The sequence below is a fragment of the Acidaminococcus sp. HCP3S3_G9_1 genome, assembly GCF_052122455.1.
In the GTDB taxonomy this organism is placed as follows: domain Bacteria; phylum Bacillota; class Negativicutes; order Acidaminococcales; family Acidaminococcaceae; genus Acidaminococcus.
This window is the reverse complement of the sequence record NZ_JBQKCH010000005.1, coordinates 43,260-68,394: the sequence shown is the minus strand read 5'-3', so window position 1 is coordinate 68,394 and position 25,135 is coordinate 43,260. Positions and strand designations below refer to the sequence as shown.

Sequence of the window (25,135 nt, the reverse complement as noted above, 5' to 3'; positions counted from 1 at the left end):
TTGGAGCGGAAAACGAGATTCGAACTCGCGACCCCCACCTTGGCAAGGTGATGCTCTACCACTGAGCTACTTCCGCTTGAAGAAATGGTGCCTCAGCGCAGAATCGAACTGCGGACACAAGGATTTTCAGTCCTTTGCTCTACCAACTGAGCTACCGAGGCATTGGCGACCCAGGACGGACTCGAACCGACGATCTCCGCCGTGACAGGGCGGCATTCTAACCAACTGAACTACTGGGCCGTTGCGGCGTCTTCTTCAAGCGCCGACTTGTATAGTATACGAGAGAAGGAGAAAAAAGTCAAGGACTTTTTTCTCCTTCTCCGGTCAAATGGTATGATCTGCCTGGTCCACCTTTTTCAGGGTTTCTTCCAGGTGTTCTTTCAGTTTGCCTTCCAGCTCCTTGAGATTTTTGCTGTCGAAATCCATGGAGGCGTGGAATACGGAGTTGATCTTCACTTCCCCGAAGAACTGGTCCCGCAGCCGGTTGTACATGATGATCAGCTGGTCCATCCGGTCGAAGTTGGAATAGTCGATCATGATGATGGACCCGTTGATGTGCTCGATGGCGTTGGCGGGTTTGATGTACAGTTCAAAGGGGCCGATCTTTTTCGGCAGATGGTTCCCGTAGTCCCAGGTCAGGATCCCGTGTTCCGCCACCTGCTCTCCCAGGTTCACGCTGGTGGGTTCTTCCATGCTGTGGAGGATCCCGGGCAGGTAGGCCTGGACGTTTTTGGCGAACACATCCTTGTCCTTGTAGATGAACCGGATGTCCCGGTAGGAATTCATCCCCATGGTGTGGACCACGATATAGTCGAAGGTCTCGGAAGTGTAGATGATATCCAGCTTGGCCCGGAGTTCCGGAGCTTCATACCGGCAGATGGTGAGCACCTGGCCGTCGATGGTGTCCACCAGTTTCTTGGTGAACTTTCCCACCTGGTCCGGCAGCCCTTTGATGAAATCCCACTGACGGGTCTCCTGCTGGATCTCTTCAATCGGTTTGTACCCCATGGCCGGTTACGCCTTCTTTTCAGCAGCTTTGGCGGCGTCCTGGGCCAGGAGTTTTTCCAGCCGGCCGCAGCTCATTTTCCCTTCGTGGCAGATCCGGTCGCTGTCGCAGGTGGGGCCGGCCTTCTCAAAGAGGATGGGAGCCACTTCCTTCACCTGCCGGAGCATTTCCCAGGCCAGGGCCCGGATCTCCCACTGGGCCCTGGCGCAGCACCGGAGCTGGAAGAAATGGAGCAGGCTCCGGGCGTTCATGGTGACCACGATCTTGGTTTCCGCCGCGTTGGGCAGGATGTACCGGGCATCTTCCGCAGGCACCCCTGCCTCCGTCCATTTGTTGTACAGCTCCTGGATCCGGCTGCACAGGTCCTCAAATTCCTTCTTGCATTCCGGCCGGGCTGCCAGGGTAGGCGGCAGGATGGTCTCGAAATCGTGTTCCTTCACATACCGCTGGCTCTGCTGGCTGTAGGAAGCGATCCGGTGGCGCACCAGCTGATGGGTCAGCACCCGGGACACCCCTTCGATGGCAAAGGTGAAGCTTACATGCTCAAAGGTGGAGGTGTGCCCCATCTGGCCCAGCCGGCGCACCAGGCTGGCCACTTCCTGGTCGGTCATCTTGGTTTCCAGTTCCGCTGCCCCGATGGGAGAATAGCAGAGCCGGGCGCTCATGGCCACGGTCCGGTCCGGTTCGGGGGTATAGCGGAGCAGTTTTACATGCATCATTTCTTTTTCTGTTTCCTTTCGTCCTCCATGGCCTGACGGATCAGCTCAAAGGACCGGTCCATCAGTTCCTGGAGCCGGTCCTTCCGGTCCGTCAGGTACAGGTAGCCCATCAGGGCCTCGAAAGCCGTGCCCTGGCGGTATTCCCGGACACTGGCACTTTTGGGCACCGTGCTTTTGGTGTTCCGGCCCCGCCGGGCGATCTGGGCTTCCTCTTCCGTCAGGATCCCGGCTTCTTCCATATCATCCATGGCTTTGGCCTGCATCACCGCGGATACCATCCGGCTGGCCAGGTCGTGGAGCACCTGCACATGGCTGCTTACAGGCAAAAGCCGCATCCGCACATACAGGGAAAACACCGCATCCCCGATATAAGCCAGTTCCACCGGGTGGATCAGCCGGGGTTCCGGCAGGGTCTGCGGGGTGCCGCAGGTATGCAGCACATGGTCCAGGAGCCGCTGATACTGTTCGTATCTCACTTTCTCTTCCACCGTACGCCCTGGGGCGTGTCTTCCAGGATGATCCCCTTGGCGGCCAGTTCGTCACGGATGGCATCGGCTTTGGCAAAATCCCGGGCTTTCCGGGCAGCCTGCCGTTCTTCGATCTTGGCGGCGATTTCCGCTTCCTCGTTGCTCACCGCGCCCCCTTCGCTGTTGGCGGCCGGTTCACTTTCCAGGATCCCGATGACCCCGGTCATTTCCTTCCAGGCCTTGTCCATCTGTTCCACCAGTTTGCCGTCAGGCTTCCTGGCGCCGCTGAGGATGGCGTTGTGGTACACGTTGATTTCCTTGGCCAGGGCGAACAGATAGCTGATGGCCAGAGAAGTGTTGAAATCGTCGCTCATGGCGTCGAAGAACCCCTGGCGCAGTTCCGCCACTTTGTCCCGGAGAGCCAGGCTTTCCGCATCCGGTCCCACGGTGATCACCTGCTGGATCTCCCGCAGGTTGTTCTGGGCCGTGCGCAGCCGTTCCAGGCTCCGTCCCGCTTCCGCCAGCCGTTCCTGGCTGAAGTCCAGAGGGCTCCGGTAGTGGGTGTTCAGGATGAAATACCGGATGGTTTCCGGTTCGTATTCTTTCAGCAGATCATACACGGTCTTGAAGTTGCCCAGGGATTTGGACATCTTTTCTTCGTTGATGGTGATGAATCCGTTGTGGACCCAGTACCGGACAAAGGGATGGACCCCGGTGGCTCCTTCGCTCTGGGCAATTTCATTTTCATGGTGAGGGAAGATCAGGTCGCTGCCGCCCCCATGGAAGTCCAGGGTGTTGCCCAGGTACTTGGTGCTCATGGTGGAGCATTCAATGTGCCAGCCCGGCCGGCCTTTGCCCCAGGGGCTGTCCCAGGAGGGTTCTCCCGGTTTGGCGGATTTCCACAGGGCGAAATCCATGGGGTTCTCTTTCCGTTCGTCCACGTCCACCCGGGCGCCGGCCATCATGTCATCCAGCTTCCGGCCGGACAGTTCCCCGTAATGGGCGAACTTTTCCACCCGGTAGTACACGTCCCCGTCCACCACATAGCCGTAGCCATGGTCGATCAGCTGCTGGACCGTGTGGATGATGTCAGGGATGTGTTCGGAAACCCGGGGATAGATATGGGCCCGCTTCACATGGAGCTTGTCCATCACTTCGAAATAGGCTTTGATGTACCGGTTGGCGATCACGTCCCAGGTGACCCCTTCTTCATTGGCGGCCCGGATGATCTTGTCGTCCACGTCGGTGAAGTTCTGGACATAGGTCACATCGTACCCTTCATGGTCCAAAAACCGGCGGATGGTATCCCACACCACAAAGGGCCGGGCGTTGCCGATATGGGGATGGTTGTAGGGAGTGACCCCGCACACATAGATCCCCACCTTCCCGGGATGGAGAGGCACGAACTCCTCTTTCTGCCGGGTCATGTCATTATATACACGGATGCTCATAGAAAGCTCCTTTCCTTACAGGTTCACGCCGGCTTTGGCCAGGCTGCCCCGGATCCGGGCGGCCGCACGGTCTTTGCCCAGGAGGGGAATCATTTCCGCCAGTTCCGGTCCGTGCTGGTTCCCGGTGAGGGCCACCCGCACAGGCATGAACACTTTCTTGCCCCCCAGTTTGGTTTCCTTCTGGACGGCTTTGAACAGGGCCTTGGTGCTGGCATGGTCCAGATTTTCTGCAGCCGCCAGTTTGTCCAGGAACAGGCCCATTACCTGGGGCACCGTTTCTTCCTTCAGCACGGCTTCCGCTTCCGGAGTTTCGAAGTCGAATTCGTCAGTGAAGTACAGGGCCACTTTTTCCGGGATTTCCTTCCCGAATTCCGCCTGGTCCCGGGCGGTGAGGATGACCTTCTTCAGCCATTCCAGCTTGTCCCCGGTTTCTTCCCCGGTCATGTACCCGGCTTCCTTCATGAAGGGTACGGCAAAAGCCACATAGTCTTCGTCGGACAGCTGGCGCATATAGTGGGCGTTCAGCCAGTTCAGTTTCTTGATGTCGAATACCGCCGGGTTCTTGGCCACATGGTCCAGAGAGAACTGCTGGATCAGTTCTTCCCGGGAGAAGATTTCCTGGTCGGAATTGGGAGCCCAGCCCAGGAGAGCCAGGAAGTTCACAATGGCGTCAGGCAGGTAGCCCATCTGCCGGTACTGGTCCACGGAAGTGGCCCCGTGCCGTTTGCTCATTTTCTTGTGGTCCGGTCCCAGGATCAGGGAAATATGGCCGAAGGTGGGTTTTTCGAATCCCAGGGCATCGTACAGCAGCAGCTGCCGGGGCGTGTTGGACAGATGTTCTTCCGCCCGGATCACACAGTTGACCCCCATCAGGGCATCGTCGATGACCACGGCGTAGTTGTAGGTGGGGATCCCGTCGCTTTTTACGATGACAAAGTCCCCGATGCCGTTGGAATCGAAATGCACGTCCCCACGGACTTCATCGTGGACCACAATATCCTGGTCTTCCGGCACCCGGAACCGGATGGTGGGTTTCCGGCCTTCCGCTTCGTAGGCGGCCCGCTGCTCCGGAGTCAGGTTCCGGCATTTCCCCATGTACCGGGGCGTCTTCCCCTGGGCGGTCAGGGCTTCCCGTTCCGCTTCCAGTTCTTCCGGAGTGCAGTAGCAGTAATAGGCCTTGCCTTCTGCCAGCAGCTTGTCGGTGTATTTCTTGTAGATGTCCAGCCGTTCCATCTGCCGGTAGGGGCCGTTGGGGCCTCCCACATCCACCCCTTCATCCCAGTCGATGCCCAGCCATTTCAGGGCCGCTTTGATGTTGGCTTCCCATTCCGGTTTGGACCGGTCCTGGTCGGTGTCTTCGATCCGCAGCAGCATGACCCCGTTTTCCTTCCGGGCCAGCAGCCAGTTGAACAGCGCAGACCGGGCGCCCCCGATGTGGAACGGCCCGGTAGGGCTGGGTGCAAAACGTACTTTCAGTTTCTTTTCCATTGTATCTTCCTCCCAAAGGTTTTTTATCTTGTGAGACTGGCCACGGCTTCGGCAGCAATGCCTTCTCCCCGGCCGGTGAAGCCCAGTTTTTCCGTGGTGGTGGCCTTTACGTTCACCGCGTCCCGGGGCAGCCCCAGGTCCGCGATGAGATTCTCCAGCATGGCCGGCTCATAGGGAGCCAGCTTGGGACGCTGGGCGATGATGGTCACATCCACGTTGTTCACCTGCCAGCCGGCTGCCCGGAGCTTCTCCAGCACCGCCGCCAGCAGTTTCCGGCTATCCGCTCCCAGATAGGCGTCGTCCGTATCCGGGAACAGCCGGCCGATGTCTCCCAGGCCCGCCGCCCCCAGCAGGGCGTCCATCAGGGCATGGAGAGCCACATCCGCGTCAGAATGGCCGTCCAGTCCTTTGTCCCAGGGCACAGTGACCCCGCAGAGGATCAGAGGCCGGCCTTCCACCAGCCGGTGCACGTCATACCCGGATCCGATCCGGAATTCCATAGGCTTTCCCTCCCTGCGTTCTGCCAGATCCTGAGCCCAGGCCAGGTCTTCCGGCGTAGTGATCTTCCGGTTGTCATAGTCCCCCATGACGAGGGCCACCTGACCGCCCAGGGCCTCCACCAGGCTGGCATCGTCGGTCACATCCAGCCGGCGTTCCCGGGCCAGGGCAAATCCTTCCCGGAGCAGCTCCGGCCGGAAGATCTGAGGAGTCTGGACCGCCCAGAGACGGCTCCGGTCCAGGGTGTGGTCCACAGAACCGGCGCAGTCATCCACTTTGATGGTATCCTTGCAGGGCACTGCAGCAATGGCCGCCCCGGTTTCCCGGGCTTTGTCCCACACCCGCTGGAACAGTTCCGGCCCGGCAAAAGGACGGGCCCCGTCGTGGACCGCCACCCAGGAGGCATCCTCAGGCAGAGCCGCCAGGGCATGGGCCACGGAATCCTGCCGCTCTTTCCCGCCGGTGACCACCTGCCAGGCAAGGCCGGGGAACTGCCGGTCCTGCCACTCCTGGAGCAGCTGCCGGGCTCCCGTTTCTTCCCCTTTGGCCACAGTGACCAGGGCCAGGGTCAGGCCGGGCACCTGGCTCAGCTGATGCAGGTTCCGGACCAGGATGGGGATCCCCCGGACAGAGGCGTAATTTTTATTATACCCCAAACCCAGCCGTTTTCCCATACCTGCGGCGGCAATGATGCAAACCAATTCCTTTTCCATCCCATCATTCCTTATCTTATTTCAGTTTGGCAAAGATCATCCGTCCGGCAGAAGTCTGGAGCACGGAGGTGACCGTCACCGGCACGGTGAAGTTCACGCAGCGCTTGCCCCCTTCCACCACCACCATGGTACCGTCGTCCAGGTACCCGATGGCCTGGCCCGGTTCCTTGCCTTCCTTGGCCAGATAGATCTGGAGCTCTTCTCCCGGCAGTACGGACTGCTTCAGGGCATTGGCCAGGTCGTTGATGTTCAGCACCCGGACCCCCTGGATCTCCGCCACCTTGCTCAGGTTGAAGTCGTTGGTGGCCACCATGCCGCCCCGTTCTTTGGCCAGACGGACCAGCTTGGTATCCACTTCCGTAATGTCGTCATAATCCTTGTCGGCGATTTCCACCACCGCGTTTTTGTCCCCCTGGATGGCCCGGACAATGTCCAGCCCTCTCCGGCCCCGGTTCCGTTTCAGGGTATCCCCGGAATCGGCGATCTTCTGGAGCTCTTCCAGGACGAATTTGGGGATCACGATGATCCCTTCCAGGAACCCCAGCCGGATCACATCCAGAATGCGGCCGTCGATCAGAACGCTGGTATCCAACAGTTTATAAGTGCGGGAAGCATTACGGGCACTGGCTTTCCGGGCATTGTCCTTGTTCCGGGCAAACCAGACTCGGTTAAAGAATAAAAGGATATCCTCACGTTTGTTCAACGCCACCTTGGCCCCGATGATGGCCCCCATGATGCTGAAGATCAGGGAGATGTACGGCCCCACAATGGGCAGACGGGAAAAGGCCGTCCCCAAAAGGGTGGCTACCACCAGTCCGGTGATCACCCCGATGGACAGGACAAAAATGTCCCCGGTGGGCAGATCCGCCAGATAGGATGCCAGGATCTCCGAATAATGGAGGGTGGAATGGATCAGGGGCGTGGCGGCAGCCTTGCCGATGTACCCAAAGATCAGGGCCCCGACCACCCCCAGAATCAGGTTCAGAGGCGTCACCCCCAGAAACCCCAGTTTCAGGTAATCCGAAGAAACGAATTCACTGAGAAGAGGCGTGGCGATTTCCATCAGGAAAACCCCCAGGGCAGCAAAGACCAGGATAACGACAAATTTGATGATTTTCTCAACCATAGTTTCACCTCCTTGCGCAACATTTCAAAGTTTATTGTACAATAATACGAAAATAAAGAAAAGAGATTGCAACAGAAATTGGAATAAAGTGTAAAAAAAGGAGGTGTGAAAAATTATTTCACACCTCCCGTCAATGGTCAATGGTCAATGGCCTCATGATGAAATTTGCAGGCAAATTTCCAAGCCAGAAAATCACACAAACTGATCCAGCCATTTTTCACTTTTTTCTTCATCCACGCTTTCCACCAGCATGAACTCACTGAGGAGGATCTGCTTGGCGGTGGTCAGGAGCCTGCGTTCCCCGGCAGACAGCTTCTTTTCCGTTTCCTGTACTGCCAGGGTCCGGACCACGTCCGCCACTTCGAAGATGTCCCCGGTCTTCATTTTATCCACGTACATATTGTACCGGCGGTTCCAGGTGATCCGCTTCATCTTGTTTTCCGGCCGGGCCTTCAGCACGTCTTCCACCTTGGGAAGGATGGCCTTGTTCACAATGGGACGGAGCCCGATTTTATCCACATTGACTTCCGGGATCAGCACCTTCATATCGCTGAGCAGCATCTTCAGCACAAAATAGTTGACCGGATGACCGTCAATCTGTTTCTGCTCCACATTCTTTATCACAGCCGCCCCATGCATGGGGTACAGCACTTTATCGCCCACTGTAAACATTCTGCTACCTCCTTACGTACAGAGTAGATACAATACCAACAACTGTATTTATTGTAGCACGGATGTTGCAAGAAGTCAAATTTTTAGATTATAACACTTATCTTATGGTGATGTCAACGGTTTTTTGTGAAAAAGCAGGTGCCGTTTTCATGGTACCTGCTGTCAATGGTCAATTGTCAATTGTCAATGGCCGAAGGAAGCCAGATGCGCCCCATCTGGCCATGAAGGAGGACGCAGCTGACGCTGCTAACCCACCACCCATGCTGCGCATGGATACCCCCGCCCTTGCAAAGGGCGGATAGCCGCCCGGAGCTTCGGCCGATTGCTTATGCACCAGCGCATCAGCCCGGCGCTCAATAATATATCGTGACTGCTTCGGTGTGCAGCAGACACCACAGCACCAGCGCGTCAGCCCGGCGTACAATCATATAGCGTGCCTGCTTCAGTGTTCAGCAGGCACCACAGCACCAGCGCGTCAGCCCGGCGCTCAATCATATATCCGCCCTTTTCAAGGGCGGGGGACCAGCCGCCCGGCTGGTGGTGGGTTAGCAGCCGAAGGCTGTGTTTTCCTTCAAAAAAATTTGCCTGCAAAATTTCCCCTTCTGCCTCTCACATCCCGCTCTCCTCCCGGATCCGCTCCAGCCGGTCATCGGTAGCCGGGTGATCAGAGAGCATCCTGCCAAAGAATCCCAGTTGGGGATTGTGGTACATGGTGTCCAGCTTGGCCAGGCCGCTGTACAGTTCCGGCCCCAGGCCCAGCTGACAGGCGTAGGCGTCGGCGGCATATTCATCCTGCCGGGAACAGTACCGGTTGAACAGGGTGAGAGGCCACCCCAGCAGCCAGTTCCCCAGCCGGAGGATGAAGTTCATCACGATGCAGAAGAACACCAGGATGAACCCCAGCACAGGGATGAACTGGAGCACCGTCAAAAGAGCCAGGAACAGGCTGTAAATCCGGAAACAGGCCCGGTTGGCCGTGGACATGCCCCAGAGCAGCAGCAGTTTCCAGGTGTGTCCCTTCTGCAGGTGGCCCATTTCGTGGGCCAGGATCCCGGACAGCTCCTCTACGGTGAAATACTGGAACATGGGCTCATTGACGATGATATTGTTGTCCCCCAGGGCACAGGCGTTGAAGGATTTTTCCGGATTCACGTACAGATGGAAAGTCTCCCCTTCCAGTCCGCCCCGGCGGATCACCGGCTCCAGGGCCTGTTCCAGGACCTGCCGGTAAGGGCCCTGGGCGGATTTCCACCCGCTGGTGAAGATCATCACCCGCTGGAAAAAGGGCAGCTGCATCAAAAGCCCCGGCACCAGGATCAGTACCGTCATCAGCCACTGCTGCCAGCCGGGGCTGGCATCCAGGGTCCGGAGGGTCTCCGGCGGCAGGAAGAAAGCCGCCAGGAGCAGGAAAAACGGGCTCCACAAAGACAGGAGCAGGTAGTTCACAAAGAAAGAAACGATCATCAAAAGGGTGCTCACCGTGCTCCCTCCTCTTCACATACAGAAGCGGGCCGCCCGGCGTGCGGCCCCTACGGGTTCGTGGAAGCCGTCAGGCTCCTGACTGCGTTCATCGGCTCCGTAGGGGTTCCACGCCGGGGAACCCGCCTGAAACCGGTCCGTTATACGTAAACGATTTTATTTATATTCCTCCGCCAGCTTCTTGAACAGAGGCAGGGACTTTTTGATGGTATCATAGCTGATGCAGTAGCTGGCCCGGAAATAGCCCGGGCAGCCGAAATCCGTACCCGGTACCAGGAGCAGGTCGTACTTTTTGGCCCGTTCGCAGAAGGCGTAATCGTCCTCTTCCAGGCATTTGGGGAACAGATAGAAGGCCCCCTGGGGCTTTTGCACCGTGAACCCGGCTTCCTTCAGGCCCTGATACAGCAGCTGTCCGTTCCGTTCATAGGGAGCGATGTTGGAAGGTTTCCCGGCACACCGGGCCACCACCAGCTGCCACAGAGACGGAGCATTTACATGGCATTCCACCCGGGCTGCCCCGGCAATGGCTCCGAACATTTTGGCAAAATCCGCCACTTCACCAGGCACCACAATATAGCCGATCCGTTCCCCGGGCAGGGAGAAGGATTTGCTGTAGGAATAGCACACCAGGGTGTTCTTGTAGTACAGAGGGATGTAAGGCACCTGGATATCCCCGTAGACGATTTCCCGGTAGGGTTCGTCGGCGATGATGAAAATGGGATGGCCGTATTCCTTTTCCTTCTTTTCCAGCACCGCTGCCAGGTTCCTGATGGTCTCTTCCGAATACACCACACCGCTGGGGTTGTTGGGAGAGTTGACAATGACCCCTTTGGTGTGGGGCGTCACCAGTTTTTCAAAGGCAGCGAAGTCGATCTGGAAATCTTCCGTCCGGGCGGGCACCACTTTCAGGCTGGCCCCGGTGGATTCCACAAAGCACCGGTATTCCGGGAAGAACGGGGCAAAAGCGATGAATTCATCCCCTTCTTCCGCCAGGGCCTTGAAGCAGATGGTGATGGCCGCAGCAGCGCCCCCTACCATGAACAGGTTGGCCCCGGTGAAATGAGTGCCGAACCGGCGGTTGATGTCCTGGGCCAGGGTTTCCCGGACTTCCGGTTTCCCGGGGGCCACGGTGTAGCTGTGGATGGCCTGGGGCGGCAGTTCGTTCATGATGTCGATGACAGCTTCCTTGATGTAGTCAGGGGCCGGCACATTGGGGTTCCCCAGGCTGAAGTCGCAGATGTTCTCCGCTCCCACTTCTTTGGCCCGTTTCTGGCCGTATTCAAAAATGGTCCGAATGGTGGATTTTTTCGAACCCAGTTCATACATTTTCTCGTTTACCATAAGATCACCTGTGTTTCTGTGTAGAGTTGGTATTATTATAGCATAAAAAAAGGGACCGTTGCGCAAGCAACAGTCCCTTTCCTCTTCTCAGCCCAACAAAGCCTTTACCATGGCATTCACCCGCTGGCCGGTTGCCTGGCCTTTGGTCCGTGCCATGACGGTGCCCATGACCTTGCCCATATCCTTCATGGATTTGGCTCCGGTCTTTTCAATGGCTTCCGCCACAATGGCCTTCAGTTCGTCATCGCTCAGCTGCTGGGGCAGATACTTCTTCAGCACTTCGATTTCCTGCTGATTTTTCTCCACCACATCAGGACGGTTGGCGTCCTTGACCTCTTTGATGGTATCTTCTCTCTGTTTGACTTCCTTCATGATGACAGCCAGTACAGCGTCATCCTTCAGTTCTGTCTTTTCGTCAATTTCCTTGTTCCGAATGGCAGCCCATACCATACGCAAAACGGCCAGCCGAAGCTTGCCGTTTTCCCGGTCTTTCATGGCCTGTTTCATATCGGTTTGCAGAATCTCTCGTAAAGACATCTTCCACGCCCCCAAATCAAATCAAGTCAATGAAGATTATCTGGATTTGCGTTTTCTAGCAGCTTCAGACTTCTTTTTCCGTCTTACGCTGGGTTTTTCATAGTGTTCGCGTTTTCTTACTTCGGACAGGACGCCCGCTTTCTGCGTAGCCCGTTTGAAACGGCGCAGAGCGCTGTCCAAAGATTCGGTTTTGCCAACTCTGATCTCAGTCATCTATATCCCTCCCTCCACGATCTCTTTCGGGAAGTGTAATTTAACATTAACACCTAGCCATTATACCGTAAAAATGCAGTCTCTGTCAACAGAAAATCTGCCTTTTCTCAGCAGGGAGGCCATCCCAGTTCCTTGCCGCCCAGAATGTGGAAATGGAGGTGCGGGACAGTCTGTCCCCCTTCCACGCCGGTGTTCACCACAATCCGGAAGCCTTTTTCGGCAATGCCCAGTTTCTTAACGATCTCAGGCAGTACCTTCTTCACATGGACCAGGATCTCAGGGGATGCGGTGAGGATATTCTCCGTATGTTCCTTGGGAATCACCAGCACATGGACCGGCGCCCCGGGATTCAGATCGTTGATTACGATCACCTGGTCATCTTCGTAAACCCGTTTGCTGGGGATCTCCCCGGAAACGATTTTGCAGAATACGCAGTCAGTCACAGTCTCACCCCCTGTTCATGGAATATCTTATATTATATCACCCTTCAGCCCGTCCTCAAAGAGCTTTTCCAGGCGAACGGGAGAAATTTTTCCCTTCATGTTTTCCGGGCTGTCCGCATACACCCGTACATACCCGGGAGTGAGCCCTTCCCACAGGCCGTTCTTTTTGTTCCGGCGCTCCCAGAGCACGGTGCTTTCCCGGCCGATCTGTTCCTGCCGGTAAGCCAGGTTCCCTTCCTTGTCCACTTCTTCAAGCCGGTGGACCCGGTCCTGTTTTTCCTGGTTGGAGATCTGGTCCGGCATCACCGCCGCCGGGGTCCCCTTCCGCTGGGAATAGGGGAAAATATGGATCTTGCTGAACCGGCACTGGCGGATAAAGTCCAGGGAGGCCTGGAAATCCTCTTCCGTTTCGCCGGGGAAGCCCACGATCACGTCGGTGGTAATGGCCACATTAGGCACCAGGCTCCGGATTTTCTCCAGCAGCTGGGCGAATTTGGCCGTGTCATAAGGCCGGTGCATCCGTTTCAGGGTGCTGTCGCAGCCTGCCTGGAGGGGCAGATGGAGATGGGCGCACAGCCGGGGCTCTTGGGCCATCAGTTCCAGCAGGGCGTCTTCCACTTCCACGCTTTCCAGGCTCCCCAGCCGCAGCCGGGGCACCTGGGGCTGTGCAGAAAGAGCCGCCTTCACCGCGTCGGACAGATGGGGTCCCCCGGGGATTTCCTTCCCGTAGCAGCCCAGATGGATGCCGATCAGGACGATTTCCTTGTACTGTTCCGCCGTCAGCTTGGCCACTTCTTCCCGGATGTTTTCCAGGGACCGGGAGCGGAGATGGCCCCGGGCGTAGGGGATGATGCAGTAGGCGCAGTACTGGTCGCATCCTTCCTGGATCTTCAGGAAGGCCCGGTTCCGGCTGGCGTCCACTGCCGCATCCAGTTCTTCGAATTCCCGTCCCACCGGCAGGTCGTGGACCGCGTTGATGGGGGCTTCTTCCGGGCTTTCTCCCAGCCGTTCCCGGACCAGTTCCACCACCTTGCTCCGGTCCTGGTTCCCGATGATCAGGTCCACCCCGTCGATATGGACCACTTCGTCAGGAGAAGTCTGGGGATAGCAGCCGGTGACCACAATCAGAGGCTTGGGATCCCGCCGGGCCGCCCGGTGGATGATCTTCCGGCTCTTGCTCTGGCCCATGTTGGTCACCACGCAGGTGTTGATGAGGCAGATGTCCGCCGGCTCCTCGAAATCCACGATCTCATAGCCCGCATCCCGGAACAGTTTCTCCATGGAAGCGGTATCCGACTGGTTTACCTTGCATCCCAGTGTATAAAAAGCGATTTTTTTCATGCTGTGTTTTTCTTATCCTCCCAAATTCCCTGTTTCGTACATAATGGCCGTAAGGGTGGCCAGGGCCGCCGTTTCCGTCCGCATGATCCGGGGCCCCAGGCTTACCGAATGCCAGCCCAGTTCCTGGGTCAGGGCGAATTCGTCCTTGGAGATACCCCCTTCCGGACCGATCAGGAAGGCGATGGAGGCTGCTTCCTTATGGGCCGCCAGCACCTCCCGGATGCCCCGGGTGTCTTCCACTTCATAGGCCACGATCTTCAGTTCCGCCGGACACTGGGTCACAATGTCCCGAAACCTGGCCGGCAGGGCCACCTGGGGAATGATGTCCCGTTTGCTCTGCTTGGCCGCCGCTTCGGCGATTTTCTGCCACCGTTCCTGCTTTTTGGCCGCCTTGGCCGGGTCCACCTTCACCACCGAATGGTCCATGATGGCCGGGCGGATCTCCGTGACCCCCAGTTCGATGGCCTTCTGGATCACCCATTCCAGTTTGTCCTGTTTGGGCAGCCCCTGGATCAGGGTCACTTTCACCGAAGGTTCGTGGCTTTTTTCCAGGGTTTCCACCAGAGCCAGGTCCACCCGGTTTTCCCCGAAGCCGGTGATCTTCATCACCGCCGCCACCTGGTCCAGGCTTACGATCTGGAGCTGTTCCCCCAGCTTCATCCGCAGCACATGGGTGATGTGGTGGGCGTCCTGGCCGTCGATGGACATGGTTTCCCCGAAATCCCGGGGTACAAAGAACCGGTACACGTCAGCCTTCCTTTCCCATGGTCACGGCACACCAGCCCGCCTTCCGTTTCACATCCAGGAAGGTAAGGCCGTTTTCCCTGGCCGCTTTCTCCACATCCGGCAGCCGTTCCTCGATGATGCCGCTGGCCAGGAACCGGCCGTTCTGCCGCAGCTTCACCGCCACTTCCGGCAGCACCAGGATGATGATGTCCGCAATGATGTTGGCAATGATCAGATCCGCCTGACCCGGGGTACCGTCCAGCAGGTTCCCCTGGTTCACGGTGATCCGGCTGCTGAGCCCGTTCTGGGCAATGTTCTCCCTGGCCACTTCCACGGCCTTTTCGTCGATGTCCACCGCGTGGATGGTCCTGGCCCCCAGAAGAGCCGCCGCCATGGCCAGGATGCCGCTGCCGGTGCCCACATCGAAGACTTCACAGTCCGGAGTCACCAGTTCTTCCAGCCGCTGGATGCACATGCTGGTGGTGGCGTGGGTGCCGGTGCCGAAGGCCATTCCCGGATCCAGGGCGATGACCTTCTCCTCCCCCTGGGGGGCGTAGGTTTCCCAGGACGGTTTGATCACGATCTTCTTCCCCACTTTGGTGGTGTGGAAATACTGCTTCCAGGTATTGGCCCAGTCCTTTTCGCTGATCTGCCGGAACAGGGTGGGCCCGAACCGGAACTTCCCGATCCGGCCTTCGATGGCCTGGAGGCCCTGTTCAATGGCGTCCAGTTTCTGCTGGAGCTGGTCGTTTTCCGGGTAGTAGGCGGAAACGGTGACCACTTCCGTATTTTCCTGATGGGGGATGTCGCACAGTTCCCAGGTGGCACTTTCCCGCAGCTGGTTCAGCAGCAGAGGGTCTTCGATTTCCACCCCGTTCCGGGCCCCCACCTCCCGGAGCAGATCCGCCACAGCTTCCACAGCCTCATGGGTAACTTTTATGCTAACTTGCAGCCAAGATTCCATATGTAACGCTCCTTTGTACAGATATCTTATTATTATACCATATTGTGAGGGGGAGAAAAAGTGGGTAAGTGGGTAAGTGATCACGGGCCCAGAGTATTGTTCATCATTCATCGTTATGGAAGGAACCCGCTGCAGCGGGTTCCTCTGAAGGGAAACGCAGCCCATGGGGCTGCTAACCCACCACCCATGCTGCGCATGGATACCCCCGCCCTTGCAAAGGGCGGATAAAAACGCGGGGCACAAGGCCCCTTGTTTTGAAACATAGAACCCGTACAGAAATTTTCTGTTCTGATGTAAAAAAGCAATGGGCGTCAGCCCGAGCATATATCCGCCCTTTGCAAGGGCGGGGGACCGTTGCGCTTGCGCAATGGTGGTGGGTTAGCAGCCTCCGGCTGCGTCCTCCTTCAAAAAAATTTGCCTGCAAATTTTTTCCTTCGGCCGCTGACCATTGACCGCTGACAGGCCGCTGCATCCACAGCGTGGATGTTGAAGGAAACCCCGTTGTACACCAGCCGGTAGGTCCCTTCCCCACCCGGCAGGGTCAGGGTGGTGGTGTATTCCCGGTGCTGGGTCTTTTCCTGATCCGGTTCCGGCAGACGCATGCCGCTGGGAGTGATTTCCACCTTCTCCGGCATGCTTTCCACGTCGAAGGTGCCGTAGTTGGTCACCTTGCCGTCCAATACCTTGAAGAAGGGGATGGACTTCTTTTCCCGGTACCAGGTCCGGCCGCCATTGTCATGGTCTTCCGCCCCTCTGAATTCCCGGATGGAAGGTTCATCCACCGTCCCCTTCCCTTCCGGAATGGGGGTGGGTCTGTCCGGCGTGATATTTTGTATATCCATAGTCTTTATTAAGTTTTTTATTTGGTTTATCATTCCAGAGAAGAGTCCATACATGAAAAAAATGGCTGCTGTACGTGTATTGACACGTACAGCAGCCATTTTTTCCTTTACTTGAACAGATCTTTGATTTTGTTCAGGAAACTTTTTTCTTCCGGATTGATGGTGCTTCCGCTGGCATCGCCGAACTTCCGCAGGGCCTCTTTCTGGGCCTCGCTGAGCCCGGTGGGGATCACCACTTTGATCCGGACCATCTGGTCGCCCTTCTGACCCGACCGCAGGGATACGATCCCTTTCCCTTTGAGACGCAGGATCTTGTTGGGCTGGGTCCCTTCCGGGATCTTCACCTTCACCTGGCCGTACAGGGTGGGCACCTCAATCTCCGCCCCCAGGGTAGCCTGGACGATGTTGATGGGCACTTCGCAGGTTACGGTGGTGCCGTCCCGTTCAAAGAACTTGTGGGGTTTCACGTACAGGTATACGTACAGGTCCCCGGGACGTCCGCCCCGGAGCCCGGCTTCCCCTTCGCCGGCCACCCGCAGACGGGACCCATTGTCCACGCCGGCAGGGATCTTCACCGTCAGCATCCGTTTCTTTTTCACCCGGCCTGTGCCATGGCAGTCCTTGCAGGGATTGGTGACAATCTTCCCGGTACCATGACATTTGGGACAGGTCCGGACGTTGACCACCTGGCCAAAGAGAGAATTCTGGGTAACCCGGATCTCCCCTGTACCATGGCAGTCCGGACAGGTTTCCGGCGTGCTGCCGGGAGCCGCCCCGGAACCGTGACAGGTTTCACATTCCTCTTCCCGGTTCAGGCGGATCTTCTTTTCCGTGCCAAAAGCGGCCTCTTCAAAGGTGATCTGCAGGTCCATCCGCAGGTCGGACCCCTGCCGGGGGCCATTGTCGGCCCGCCGGCCGGAACCGCCCCGTCCGGCACCTCCAAAGAACATGTTGAAGATGTCGTCCATGCCTTCTCCGCCGCCGAAACCTCCAAAGCCCTGGAACCCGCCGCCGAAGGGGTTGCCGGCACCAGCGCCGGGTCCTCCTCCGTTCTGGAAAGCAGCATGGCCGTACTGGTCATAGGCCGCTCTCTTCTGGGGGTCGCTGAGGACACTGTAGGCTTCGTTGGCCTCTTTGAATTTGTCCGCTGCTTCCGGATTGTCTTTGTTCAGGTCGGGGTGATACTTCCGGGCCAGTTTGTGGTAGGCCTTTTTCAGCTCATCGGCTGTGGCGTTTTTGGAAACGCCCAGCACTTCATAGTAGTCTCTCTTCTCTGCCATCCGTATCTCCCTCTAGGAAAGCTTATTTCTTGTCGTCGTCAACGACTTCCGCATCCACTACATCGTCGTCGGCTTTCTTGCTTTCGGTCCCTCCGTCGGCGCCTGCACCGGCGTTGGTGTTGGCATTGGCACCGGCAGCACCCTGGGCAGCGCCCTGGTTCTGCTTGTACAGTTCAGCGCTCAGTTCATACAGAGGTTTCTGCAGGGCTTCGGTATCGGCTTTGATCTTGTCGGTATCGTCGCCTTTCATGGTTTCTTTCAGGGTGGCGATGGCGTCCTGGACCTTCTTGATCAGGTCGTCATGGCCTTTGCCGTTCATGTCCTTCACGGTCTTTTCAGCCTGGTAGATCAGGGTATCTGCCTGGTTCTTGGCTTCTACGGCTTCCTTCCGCTTCTTGTCGGCGGCTTCGTTGGCCTGGGCTTCCTTCACCATCTTGTCCACTTCTTCCTTGCTCAGGCTGCCGGAAGAAGTAATGGTGATCTTCTGTTCCTTGCCAGTACCCAGATCCTTGGCGCTTACGTTTACGATACCGTTGGCATCGATATCGAAGGCCACTTCGATCTGAGGCACTCCCCGGGGAGCTGCCGGAATGCCGGACAGTTCAAAACGGCCCAGGGTTTTGTTGTCCGCAGCCATTTCCCGTTCGCCCTGGAGTACGTGGATATCCACAGAGGGCTGGTTGTCGGTAGCCGTGGAGAAGATCTGTTTCTTGGAAGTAGGAATGGTGGTGTTCCGGTCAATGATCTTGGTCATTACGCCGCCCATGGTTTCGATACCCAGGGACAGAGGCGTTACATCCAGCAGCAGGACGTCTTTCACATCCCCAGCCAGTACACCGGCCTGGATGGCAGCACCCATGGCCACACATTCATCCGGGTTCACCCCGTGAGCCGGTTCCTGGCCCATGGTCCGTTTAATGGCTTCCTGCACCGCAGGGATACGGGAAGAACCGCCTACCAGCAGGACCTTGTTGATGTCTTTCGGGGTCATGTTGGCATCGCTGAGGGCCTTGTTGACGCACACGAGGGTCCGGTCAACCAGGTCGCTGGTCATTTCATCGAATTTGGCCCGGGTCAGATCCAGGTCCATATGCACAGGGCCGTTGGGGCCTGCGGAAATGAACGGCAGGTTGATGTTGGTGGTCAGCATGTTGGACAGTTCGATCTTGGCTTTTTCAGCAGCTTCACGGATCCGCTGCATGGCCATCTTGTCCCCGGTCAGGTCGATGCCGTTCTGTTTCTTGAATTCATCGCACATCCAGTCCATGATCCGTTTATCGAAGTCATCGCCGCCCAGATGGGTATCCCCGTTGGTGGATTTCACTTCGAACACCCCGTCGCCCAGTTCCAGGATGGACACATCGAAGGTGCCGCCGCCCAGGTCGTAAACCAGGATGGTGTGGTCGTCGGATTTATCGATGCCGTAAGCCAGAGCTGCAGCCGTGGGTTCGTTGATGATCCGTTTTACATCCAGCCCGGCGATCCGGCCTGCATCCTTGGTGGCCTGACGCTGGCTGTCGTTGAAGTAAGCCGGTACGGTGATGACGGCTTCGGTGACTTTTTCACCCAGATACCGTTCTGCATCGCCCTTCATCTTTTCCAGGATCATGGCGGAAATCTGTTCCGGAGTATAATCCTTGCCGTCAATGGTCACCGTGTATTTGGTGCCCATGTGCCGTTTGATGGAGCTGATGGTCCGTTCCGGGTTGGATACAGCCTGGCGTTTGGCCAGCTGGCCTACCAGTCTTTCCCCGTTTTTCGTAAAGCCAACCACGGAAGGAGTCAGCCGGCCGCCTTCCTGGGTGGTAATAACCGTAGGTTCGCCGCCTTCCATGACAGCGACTACGGAGTTGGTGGTCCCTAAGTCAATACCAATAATCTTAGACATAATGAATTCCTCCTGTACACTCTGGAATTATCAATCGTTCAAAACGTTGTTTTCAATCGTTGCGGACAACCCGTACCTTGGAATGACGGATTACGTCGTCACCGATCTTGTAGCCCTTTTCCAGGACCAGGTCGATGCTTTCATCCGGCAGATCCGGGTTGCTGCCCTGCATCACGGCTTCATGGATCTGAGGATCGAAAGGCTTGCCTTCCGCCGGGATTTCTTCGATGTGCAGGGTCTGGAGTGCCTTTTCAAACTGCTTGTGGATCATTTCCATGCCTTTTTGGATGGCCGCTCCGTCTTTGCTGGTTTCCAGACTGGCTTCCGCCCGTTCGAAATTGTCCAGCACCTTCAAAAATTCCCGGGCCACCTGTCCGGTTACATACCGGCCCAGACGTTCCCGTTCTTCGTTGTTCCGTTTCCGGAAGTTGTCAAAATCTGCCTGGAGCCGCAGGAGCCGGTTCTGCAGGTCAGCGATCTGCTGTTCCTGCTGGGCGATCTTTTCGTCCCTGGGATCGGGTTCTGCTGCTTTTTCGTCTTTGGTGTCAGCCTGGGCTGCTTCCGCTGCCTTGGCCTGTTCTGCGGTTTCTTCCGCCGCAGTCTGGGCCTGGGCCGCTTCCGCACCCTCTGCCTTCACGGTTTCCGGGTTCTTCTGCTGGTCCTTTTCCATTGGTCCTCCCCTACTTTTCATCCATTTTATTCATGACCACCCGCAGGTAGTTGTGAAGGTAATCCATGACGGAAATCACCTTCCGGTATTCCATACGGGTCGGTCCCAGGACCGCCAGGGTCCCCACCACCTGTCCGTTGAGACGGTAGGTGGCCTGGATCATGCTGCAGTCCTGGATGCCGGAAAATTTGTTCTCGCTGCCGATGGTCACCTTGAGACCGGAGTCCTTGTCGGCCATCAGCATGTCTTTCAGCATCTGCTCTTCCTCCAGCACGCTCAGCAGCTCCCGGATCCGTTCCGGATCCTTGAATTCCGGCTGGCTGAGCAGCTGTTTGGTGCCGCCCAGGTACATCTTGTTCTCCGACTGGCCGCTCCGCATCTGTCTGACCACCTGGATCAGAGAAGCATACAGGGCTTTGTCCCCAGCCAGGGCATCCCGGACGTCTTTCAGGATCTGGTCTGTGATATCGTTCAGCTTCATCCCATGGAGCTTGTTGGTGACTCTCTGGGCCAGGGTGTCCATTTCCAGGCGGCTCATGCCCGCCGGGATCTGGATCACACTGTTGTCCATCCGCCCGTCGTTGGCCACGATGCACAGGATGGCCTGGTGCTCGTTCAGGGGCAGGAAGCGGAGATAGGAAAATACGCTTTCACTGTCCTTGTTGGCCAGCACCACGGACACGTTCTTGCTCATCCGTGACAGGATCTTGGCGGTGGACTGGAAGATATCGTCGATGCTGTGGACCCGTTCCCGGAACCAGCTGTTGATCAGCGCCACATCATTGGGCGCCAGGGCATCGGGTTTGGCAATGGAATCCACATAGTACCGATAGGCAGCCGCCGACGGGACACGGCCCGCCGAAGTATGGGGCTGCTCCAGATAACCCAGCAGTTCCAGGTCGGACATTTCGTTCCGGATGGTTGCCGGGCTGATCCCCAGATTGTACTTCCTGGCGATGCTGCGAGATCCTACAGGCTCCGCCGTTTCGATATAGTCTTCAATGATCAGTTGAAGAATTTTTTTCTTGCGGTCACTCAGCACTGTAATCATCTCTCTTCTGGATTGTTAGCACTCTAATAATTGGAGTGCTAACATCTAAGTGTAAAGATACACCTCTTTAGTCAAATTGTCAATACTTTCCCTAAAAATATTTGCCTTTTTACAAAAATTCTTCAAAGGCCAGATTTCCGTACCGCATCCCCTGTTCCGTAAGGCGGATACGGTCCCCTTCCCGGGTGATCCAGCCCCGGTTCTGGCAATGGGCGAACCCTTCTTTATATATATGGAAGAAATCTTCTCCCGTCCGCAGTCGGAATTCTTCCAGGGACAGTCCCTTGGCGGTGCGCAGGTTCATGAACACCAGCTCTTCCCGCCGTTCCGTGGGAGTCAGTTCTTCCTGTTCCGGGACTTCTCCCCGGAGATAGACCATCAGATTCCGGGGATTGGTCTCCCGTTTCTTTCCGTCGAACCCGCAGGCAGCAGGACCGAAGGCCAGATAGGGATCGTAGTGCCAGTACACCTGGTTGTGCCGGGATTCCTGGCCGGGCCGGGCAAAATTGGAGATTTCGTACCTTTGGTACCCGGCTTTGGGCAGTTCTTCCATGAGCAGGTCGTACATGGCGCCGGTTTCCTCTTCCGAAGGCAGGGCCAGCTGCCCTTCCCGGATCTGTTTGGCCAGAAGGGTCCCCTCTTCCACCGTAAGACCGTAGACGGACACATGGTCCACCCCGGTTTGCAGCAGCCGTTCCAGGGAATCCCGGACAGATTCCACTGTCTGGCCAGGGTAACCGTAGATCAAATCGCCGCTGATCCGCCGGAACCCGGCCTGCCGGGCCAGGGCAATGGCTTCTTCCGCCTGCTCCGCCGTATGGATCCGTCCCATGGACGCCAGTTCAGACTGCTGGAAGGACTGGATTCCCAGGCTCAGCCGGTCGAACCCCAAAAACCGGTAAAACCGGAGCCGTTCCAGGTCCACCGTCCCCGGATTGGCCTCCAGGGTGGCTTCCGCCGGCTGCTGCCAGAAGCCCCGTTCCTTCAGGGCGGAAACAATGGCGGCCAGATTATCCAGAGGCAGCACACTGGGGGTGCCCCCGCCGAAATACACCGTAGCCCTGGGCGAAACCGGCAAAGCCGGCGTACAGGCGGAGATTTCCTCCACCAGACGCCGGACGCAGTCGTTCATGATATGGTCGTTGTAAATCTGATACGAAGCAAAATCACAGTAGGCACATTTATGGACGCAAAAAGGGATGTGCACATAAACCGCCTGGTACGATTCCCAGGGATGGGACATGGTGTTCTCCTTTGACCGTCTTATTTCCCCTTCTTCACATCTTCCAGCAGGGCCATCTTCATGGCGTAGTACCGGGGGCTCATGTCCAGGAAATGCATATGGGGGTTGCTGAAACGCTGTTCTTCGGGCCAGATTTCGTGGTCCAGCTGCTTCCGCACGTACCGGCGGATTTCTTCCAGGGACGGGGACGGGTGGAGGCGCTTGCCTTTTTCCAGCACCAGTTCCTGGAGTTCCCGGAAGGTACAGTCTTTGAAGCTCATCTTCTTCCAGGGCCGCTGGGTATCCACAAAGGGGAATTCGGCTCTTTCCCGGGGATCTTCGTCATGGAGGGTCAGGAGATCCGCAATGGCATGGCCGGTTTTGTCATACACTCTCCAGGCCCGTTTCCGGCCCGGGTTGGTGATCTTTTCAAAGGTTTCGGAGATCTTGATCTTGGGGATGATGGCTTTGTCCTTGTGTACAGCCACCAGCTTGTACACGGCCCCGAAGACCGGGTCGCTCTTGGCGGTGATCAGCCGTTCCCCCACCCCGAAGGAATCCACGCAGCCGCCCTGTTCCAGGATGGAGCTGATGGTGTATTCATCCAGGGAGTTGCTCATGACGATGATGGCATCGGTGAGCCCGGCATCGTCCAGCATCTTCCGGGCCTTTTTGGACAGGTAGGCCAGGTCCCCGGAGTCGATCCGGATCCCTTTCAGCCGTTTGCCCATGGGTTCCAGTACTTCCTTGGCCACCCGGATGGCGTTGGGCACCCCGGAATCCAGTACATCGTAGGTATCCACCAGCAGGATGGCGTTGTCCGGGTAGATTTCCGCGAACCGCTTGAAAGCGGTGTATTCGTCGTCATAGTACATGACCCAGCTGTGGGCCATGGTGCCGCTTACCGGGATGTTGAACATCTGGCCGGCCAGGACGGTGGCCGTGCTGTCAGCTCCGCCGATATAGGCGGCCCGGGCCCCGTATACGGCGGCGTCCATGTTGTGGGCCCGGCGGGCGCCAAAGTCGGACACCCCCCGGCCCTGGGCGGCTTTCACGATCCGCTGGGCCTTGGTGGCGATCAGGGACTGGTGGTTGATCTCGCACAGGATAGCGGTTTCCACCAGCTGGGCATCCACCAGAGGAGCGTACACCGTCAGCAGGGGTTCATCAGGATAAATCACACTGCCTTCGGGCATGGCATATACATTTCCCCGGAACTGGTAGGTTTCCAGCCACTGGAGGAAGGGTTCGCTGAATACATGGAGGCTTCGGAGATAGGAAATGTCTTCGGTGGAAAAGTGCATGTTTTCCAGGTAATCCAGCACCTGTTCCAGACCGGCAAAAATGGCGAAACCGCCTCCGTCCGGATTGTTCCGATAAAATACATCAAAGGACACGTAGTCGTCCCTGTCCCGTTTCTTGTCTTCAAAATACCCGTTGGCCATGGTCATTTCATAGAGGTCAAACATCATGGACAGATTTCTTGCATCAAATTGTTTCATGGGTCTCCGCCTTTCCAGGTACAGTATTTGTTACCCATTGTACCACAGTTTGGCCGTTTTCGGAAAATTAAATTTTTACCACATTCCCAGGACCTTCCCCCACAGACAGCCGATGCCGCCCCAGATCAGGATGGACAGCAGGCTCAGGACGAAGCCGATCTGCCACCACCGGTTCTGGGTCACATATCCGGCGCCAAAAAAGATGGGAGCCGGGCCGGAGCCGTAATGGGTGAGACATCCGAACAGGCTGCTGAACCAGGCCAGCACATAGGCGGCCATGGTGGACGGTGCCCCGGCGCTGGCCATGACGCTGAGGAAGGCGGCGTACATGGCGCTTACATGGGCGGTGCTGCTGGCGAACAGGTAATGGGAATAAAAGTACACCACTGCCAGGATGGCCATGGCCACCAGTCCGTTGTCCCCGGCCACCAGGGCGCTCATTTCTTTGCTGAACCAGGGGATCATCCCTTTGGTGTTCAAAAATCCGGCCATCATCACCAGGATGGCGAACCAGACCAGAGTATCCCAGGCGGCTTTTTCACTTTTGATGTCATCCCAGGTAAGCACGTTGGCTAACAGCAGCAGGCACAGGCCAAAAAGGGCGGTGAGAGTTTCACTGAGACCGATGTACCGGCCCCCGGCCCAGAGACCGATGAGCAGAAGAAAGATCACGGCCATGGCTTTTTCTTCCCGTTTCAGGGGACCCATGGCATCCAGCTTCTGCCGGGCCAGAGCCGGAGCCTCCGGAGTCTCCTTCAGTTCCGGCGGGTTCATTTTATAGATCACCAGCGGGAACAGCACCAGGGAAATCACTGCCGGCACACAGGAAGCCGCCAGCCAGCCGCCCCAGGTCATGTTCACCCCCAACAGATCGCTGGCGAAACTGACGGCCATGGGGTTGGCGGCCATGGAGGTAAGGAACACGGCGGAAATCACCACGTCGCACTGGAACACCACCGGCACCAGGAAATTCCCCAGTTTGTTCTGGGTCCCTTCTTTGGGGTCGGAACCAAAGGTCACGTTCAGGGACTGGACAATGGGAGCCAGGATGCCTCCGGCCCGGGCGGTGTTGCTGGGCATGGCCGGGGCAATCACCAGGTCGCTGGCCACCAGGGAATAGGCCAGGAACAGGGGCTTTTTGCCGAACCGTTCCACAAACAGATAGGCAATCCGTTCCCCCAGCCCGGTCTTTACGATGCCCCGGGAAATAAAGAAGGCCACTACCACCAGCCAGATGGTAGGGATGCTGAATCCACTGAGAGCTTCTTTCAGGGTAAGGGCCCGGGTGAGACAAAGGCTCACCATGCCCAAAAGAGCCATGACGCCCATGGGCAGAGGTTTCAGGATCAGCCCCACAATGGTGGCGGCAAAGACGCCGAACACATGCCAGCCGGCCGGGGCCAGGTCTCCCGGAGGAGGCACCAGGAAGGACAGGGCGCCCAGGAACCCGCAGAAAATCAGTTGTTGCCATTTTTTGAACAGGGTCACATTGTCAG

Annotated in this window: 24 protein-coding genes and 3 tRNA genes; all 27 read right to left on the bottom strand. The window is 57.3% G+C overall.

What is annotated here, in order from left to right:
• Position 1: 1 nt before the first annotated feature.
• The 27 genes from ACTQY1_RS04895 to ACTQY1_RS04765 all read right to left on the bottom strand — a co-directional run bounded on the left by ACTQY1_RS04895 (position 2) and on the right by ACTQY1_RS04765 (position 25,127).
• Positions 2-76, bottom strand: a tRNA-Gly gene (locus tag ACTQY1_RS04895).
• 9 nt (positions 77-85) lie between these two features.
• Positions 86-161, bottom strand: a tRNA-Phe gene (locus tag ACTQY1_RS04890).
• 2 nt (positions 162-163) lie between these two features.
• Positions 164-240, bottom strand: a tRNA-Asp gene (locus ACTQY1_RS04885).
• An 84-nt stretch (positions 241-324) separates the two neighbouring features.
• Complete coding sequence (locus ACTQY1_RS04880; RefSeq protein WP_308664092.1) at positions 325-1,008, bottom strand: hypothetical protein; 684 nt, start codon at positions 1,006-1,008, stop codon at positions 325-327.
• A 6-nt stretch (positions 1,009-1,014) separates the two neighbouring features.
• Positions 1,015-1,722 (bottom strand): FAD-dependent thymidylate synthase, encoded by a 708-nt coding sequence (gene thyX, locus ACTQY1_RS04875; RefSeq protein ID WP_441373886.1) that lies wholly within the window; start codon positions 1,720-1,722, stop codon positions 1,015-1,017.
• Complete coding sequence (locus ACTQY1_RS04870; RefSeq protein ID WP_441373876.1) at positions 1,722-2,201, bottom strand: Mini-ribonuclease 3; 480 nt, start codon at positions 2,199-2,201, stop codon at positions 1,722-1,724. The genes thyX and ACTQY1_RS04870 overlap by 1 nt, the downstream gene beginning before the upstream one ends.
• Positions 2,198-3,643: a cysteine--tRNA ligase gene (gene cysS / locus ACTQY1_RS04865; protein WP_279127501.1), complete on the bottom strand. Its 1,446-nt coding sequence runs from the start codon at positions 3,641-3,643 to the stop codon at positions 2,198-2,200. The genes ACTQY1_RS04870 and cysS overlap by 4 nt, the downstream gene beginning before the upstream one ends.
• A 15-nt stretch (positions 3,644-3,658) precedes the next feature.
• Complete coding sequence (gene gltX, locus ACTQY1_RS04860) at positions 3,659-5,131, bottom strand: glutamate--tRNA ligase (protein ID WP_308664094.1); 1,473 nt, start codon at positions 5,129-5,131, stop codon at positions 3,659-3,661.
• Between the two features lie 23 nt (positions 5,132-5,154).
• Entirely contained in the window at positions 5,155-6,342 is a 1,188-nt protein-coding gene (gene ispD, locus ACTQY1_RS04855; protein WP_441373875.1) for a 2-C-methyl-D-erythritol 4-phosphate cytidylyltransferase, read from the bottom strand.
• A gap of 16 nt (positions 6,343-6,358) precedes the next feature.
• Positions 6,359-7,468 (bottom strand): PIN/TRAM domain-containing protein, encoded by a 1,110-nt coding sequence (locus tag ACTQY1_RS04850; protein ID WP_154487896.1) that lies wholly within the window; start codon positions 7,466-7,468, stop codon positions 6,359-6,361.
• A gap of 192 nt (positions 7,469-7,660) precedes the next feature.
• Positions 7,661-8,140 carry a CarD family transcriptional regulator gene (locus tag ACTQY1_RS04845; RefSeq protein WP_012938099.1) on the bottom strand — a complete coding sequence of 160 codons (480 nt, stop codon included), beginning with the start codon at positions 8,138-8,140 and terminating at the stop codon, positions 7,661-7,663.
• Between the two features lie 609 nt (positions 8,141-8,749).
• Positions 8,750-9,619, bottom strand: a complete 870-nt coding sequence (locus ACTQY1_RS04840) for a M48 family metalloprotease (protein WP_329777531.1) — start codon at positions 9,617-9,619, stop codon at positions 8,750-8,752.
• Between the two features lie 156 nt (positions 9,620-9,775).
• Positions 9,776-10,960, bottom strand: a complete 1,185-nt coding sequence (locus ACTQY1_RS04835; RefSeq protein WP_288311725.1) for a pyridoxal phosphate-dependent aminotransferase — start codon at positions 10,958-10,960, stop codon at positions 9,776-9,778.
• Positions 10,961-11,047: 87 nt separating this feature from the next.
• A complete protein-coding gene (locus tag ACTQY1_RS04830) occupies positions 11,048-11,497 on the bottom strand; it encodes a GatB/YqeY domain-containing protein (RefSeq protein ID WP_022487444.1) in 450 nt (149 codons plus the stop codon).
• A 36-nt stretch (positions 11,498-11,533) separates the two neighbouring features.
• Positions 11,534-11,710 (bottom strand): 30S ribosomal protein S21, encoded by a 177-nt coding sequence (rpsU, locus tag ACTQY1_RS04825; protein ID WP_012938095.1) that lies wholly within the window; start codon positions 11,708-11,710, stop codon positions 11,534-11,536.
• 107 nt (positions 11,711-11,817) lie between these two features.
• The gene (locus ACTQY1_RS04820; RefSeq protein WP_022487445.1) at positions 11,818-12,153 is read right to left on the bottom strand and encodes a histidine triad nucleotide-binding protein; all 336 of its coding nucleotides are present in this window, start codon (positions 12,151-12,153) and stop codon (positions 11,818-11,820) included.
• A 27-nt stretch (positions 12,154-12,180) separates the two neighbouring features.
• On the bottom strand, positions 12,181-13,494 hold the full coding sequence (mtaB, locus tag ACTQY1_RS04815) for a tRNA (N(6)-L-threonylcarbamoyladenosine(37)-C(2))-methylthiotransferase MtaB (RefSeq protein ID WP_441373874.1): 1,314 nt from the start codon (positions 13,492-13,494) through the stop codon (positions 12,181-12,183).
• Between the two features lie 12 nt (positions 13,495-13,506).
• Positions 13,507-14,241: a 16S rRNA (uracil(1498)-N(3))-methyltransferase gene (locus ACTQY1_RS04810; RefSeq protein WP_270420676.1), complete on the bottom strand. Its 735-nt coding sequence runs from the start codon at positions 14,239-14,241 to the stop codon at positions 13,507-13,509.
• Position 14,242: 1 nt separating this feature from the next.
• Complete coding sequence (gene prmA / locus ACTQY1_RS04805) at positions 14,243-15,184, bottom strand: 50S ribosomal protein L11 methyltransferase (RefSeq protein ID WP_441373873.1); 942 nt, start codon at positions 15,182-15,184, stop codon at positions 14,243-14,245.
• Positions 15,185-15,588: 404 nt separating this feature from the next.
• Positions 15,589-16,026 (bottom strand): hypothetical protein, encoded by a 438-nt coding sequence (locus tag ACTQY1_RS04800; RefSeq protein WP_441373872.1) that lies wholly within the window; start codon positions 16,024-16,026, stop codon positions 15,589-15,591.
• Positions 16,027-16,133: 107 nt separating this feature from the next.
• Positions 16,134-17,306 carry a molecular chaperone DnaJ gene (gene dnaJ / locus ACTQY1_RS04795; protein ID WP_303226321.1) on the bottom strand — a complete coding sequence of 391 codons (1,173 nt, stop codon included), beginning with the start codon at positions 17,304-17,306 and terminating at the stop codon, positions 16,134-16,136.
• 22 nt (positions 17,307-17,328) lie between these two features.
• Positions 17,329-19,194 carry a molecular chaperone DnaK gene (gene dnaK / locus ACTQY1_RS04790; RefSeq protein ID WP_441373871.1) on the bottom strand — a complete coding sequence of 622 codons (1,866 nt, stop codon included), beginning with the start codon at positions 19,192-19,194 and terminating at the stop codon, positions 17,329-17,331.
• 52 nt (positions 19,195-19,246) lie between these two features.
• A complete protein-coding gene (gene grpE / locus ACTQY1_RS04785; protein ID WP_022487527.1) occupies positions 19,247-19,864 on the bottom strand; it encodes a nucleotide exchange factor GrpE in 618 nt (205 codons plus the stop codon).
• A gap of 10 nt (positions 19,865-19,874) precedes the next feature.
• A complete protein-coding gene (gene hrcA, locus ACTQY1_RS04780; RefSeq protein ID WP_012938084.1) occupies positions 19,875-20,915 on the bottom strand; it encodes a heat-inducible transcriptional repressor HrcA in 1,041 nt (346 codons plus the stop codon).
• Between the two features lie 109 nt (positions 20,916-21,024).
• Complete coding sequence (hemW, locus tag ACTQY1_RS04775; protein ID WP_441373870.1) at positions 21,025-22,158, bottom strand: radical SAM family heme chaperone HemW; 1,134 nt, start codon at positions 22,156-22,158, stop codon at positions 21,025-21,027.
• Positions 22,159-22,178: 20 nt separating this feature from the next.
• Complete coding sequence (locus tag ACTQY1_RS04770) at positions 22,179-23,639, bottom strand: nicotinate phosphoribosyltransferase (protein WP_441373869.1); 1,461 nt, start codon at positions 23,637-23,639, stop codon at positions 22,179-22,181.
• Between the two features lie 75 nt (positions 23,640-23,714).
• A complete protein-coding gene (locus ACTQY1_RS04765; RefSeq protein WP_308664103.1) occupies positions 23,715-25,127 on the bottom strand; it encodes an anion permease in 1,413 nt (470 codons plus the stop codon).
• Positions 25,128-25,135: the final 8 nt, after the last annotated feature.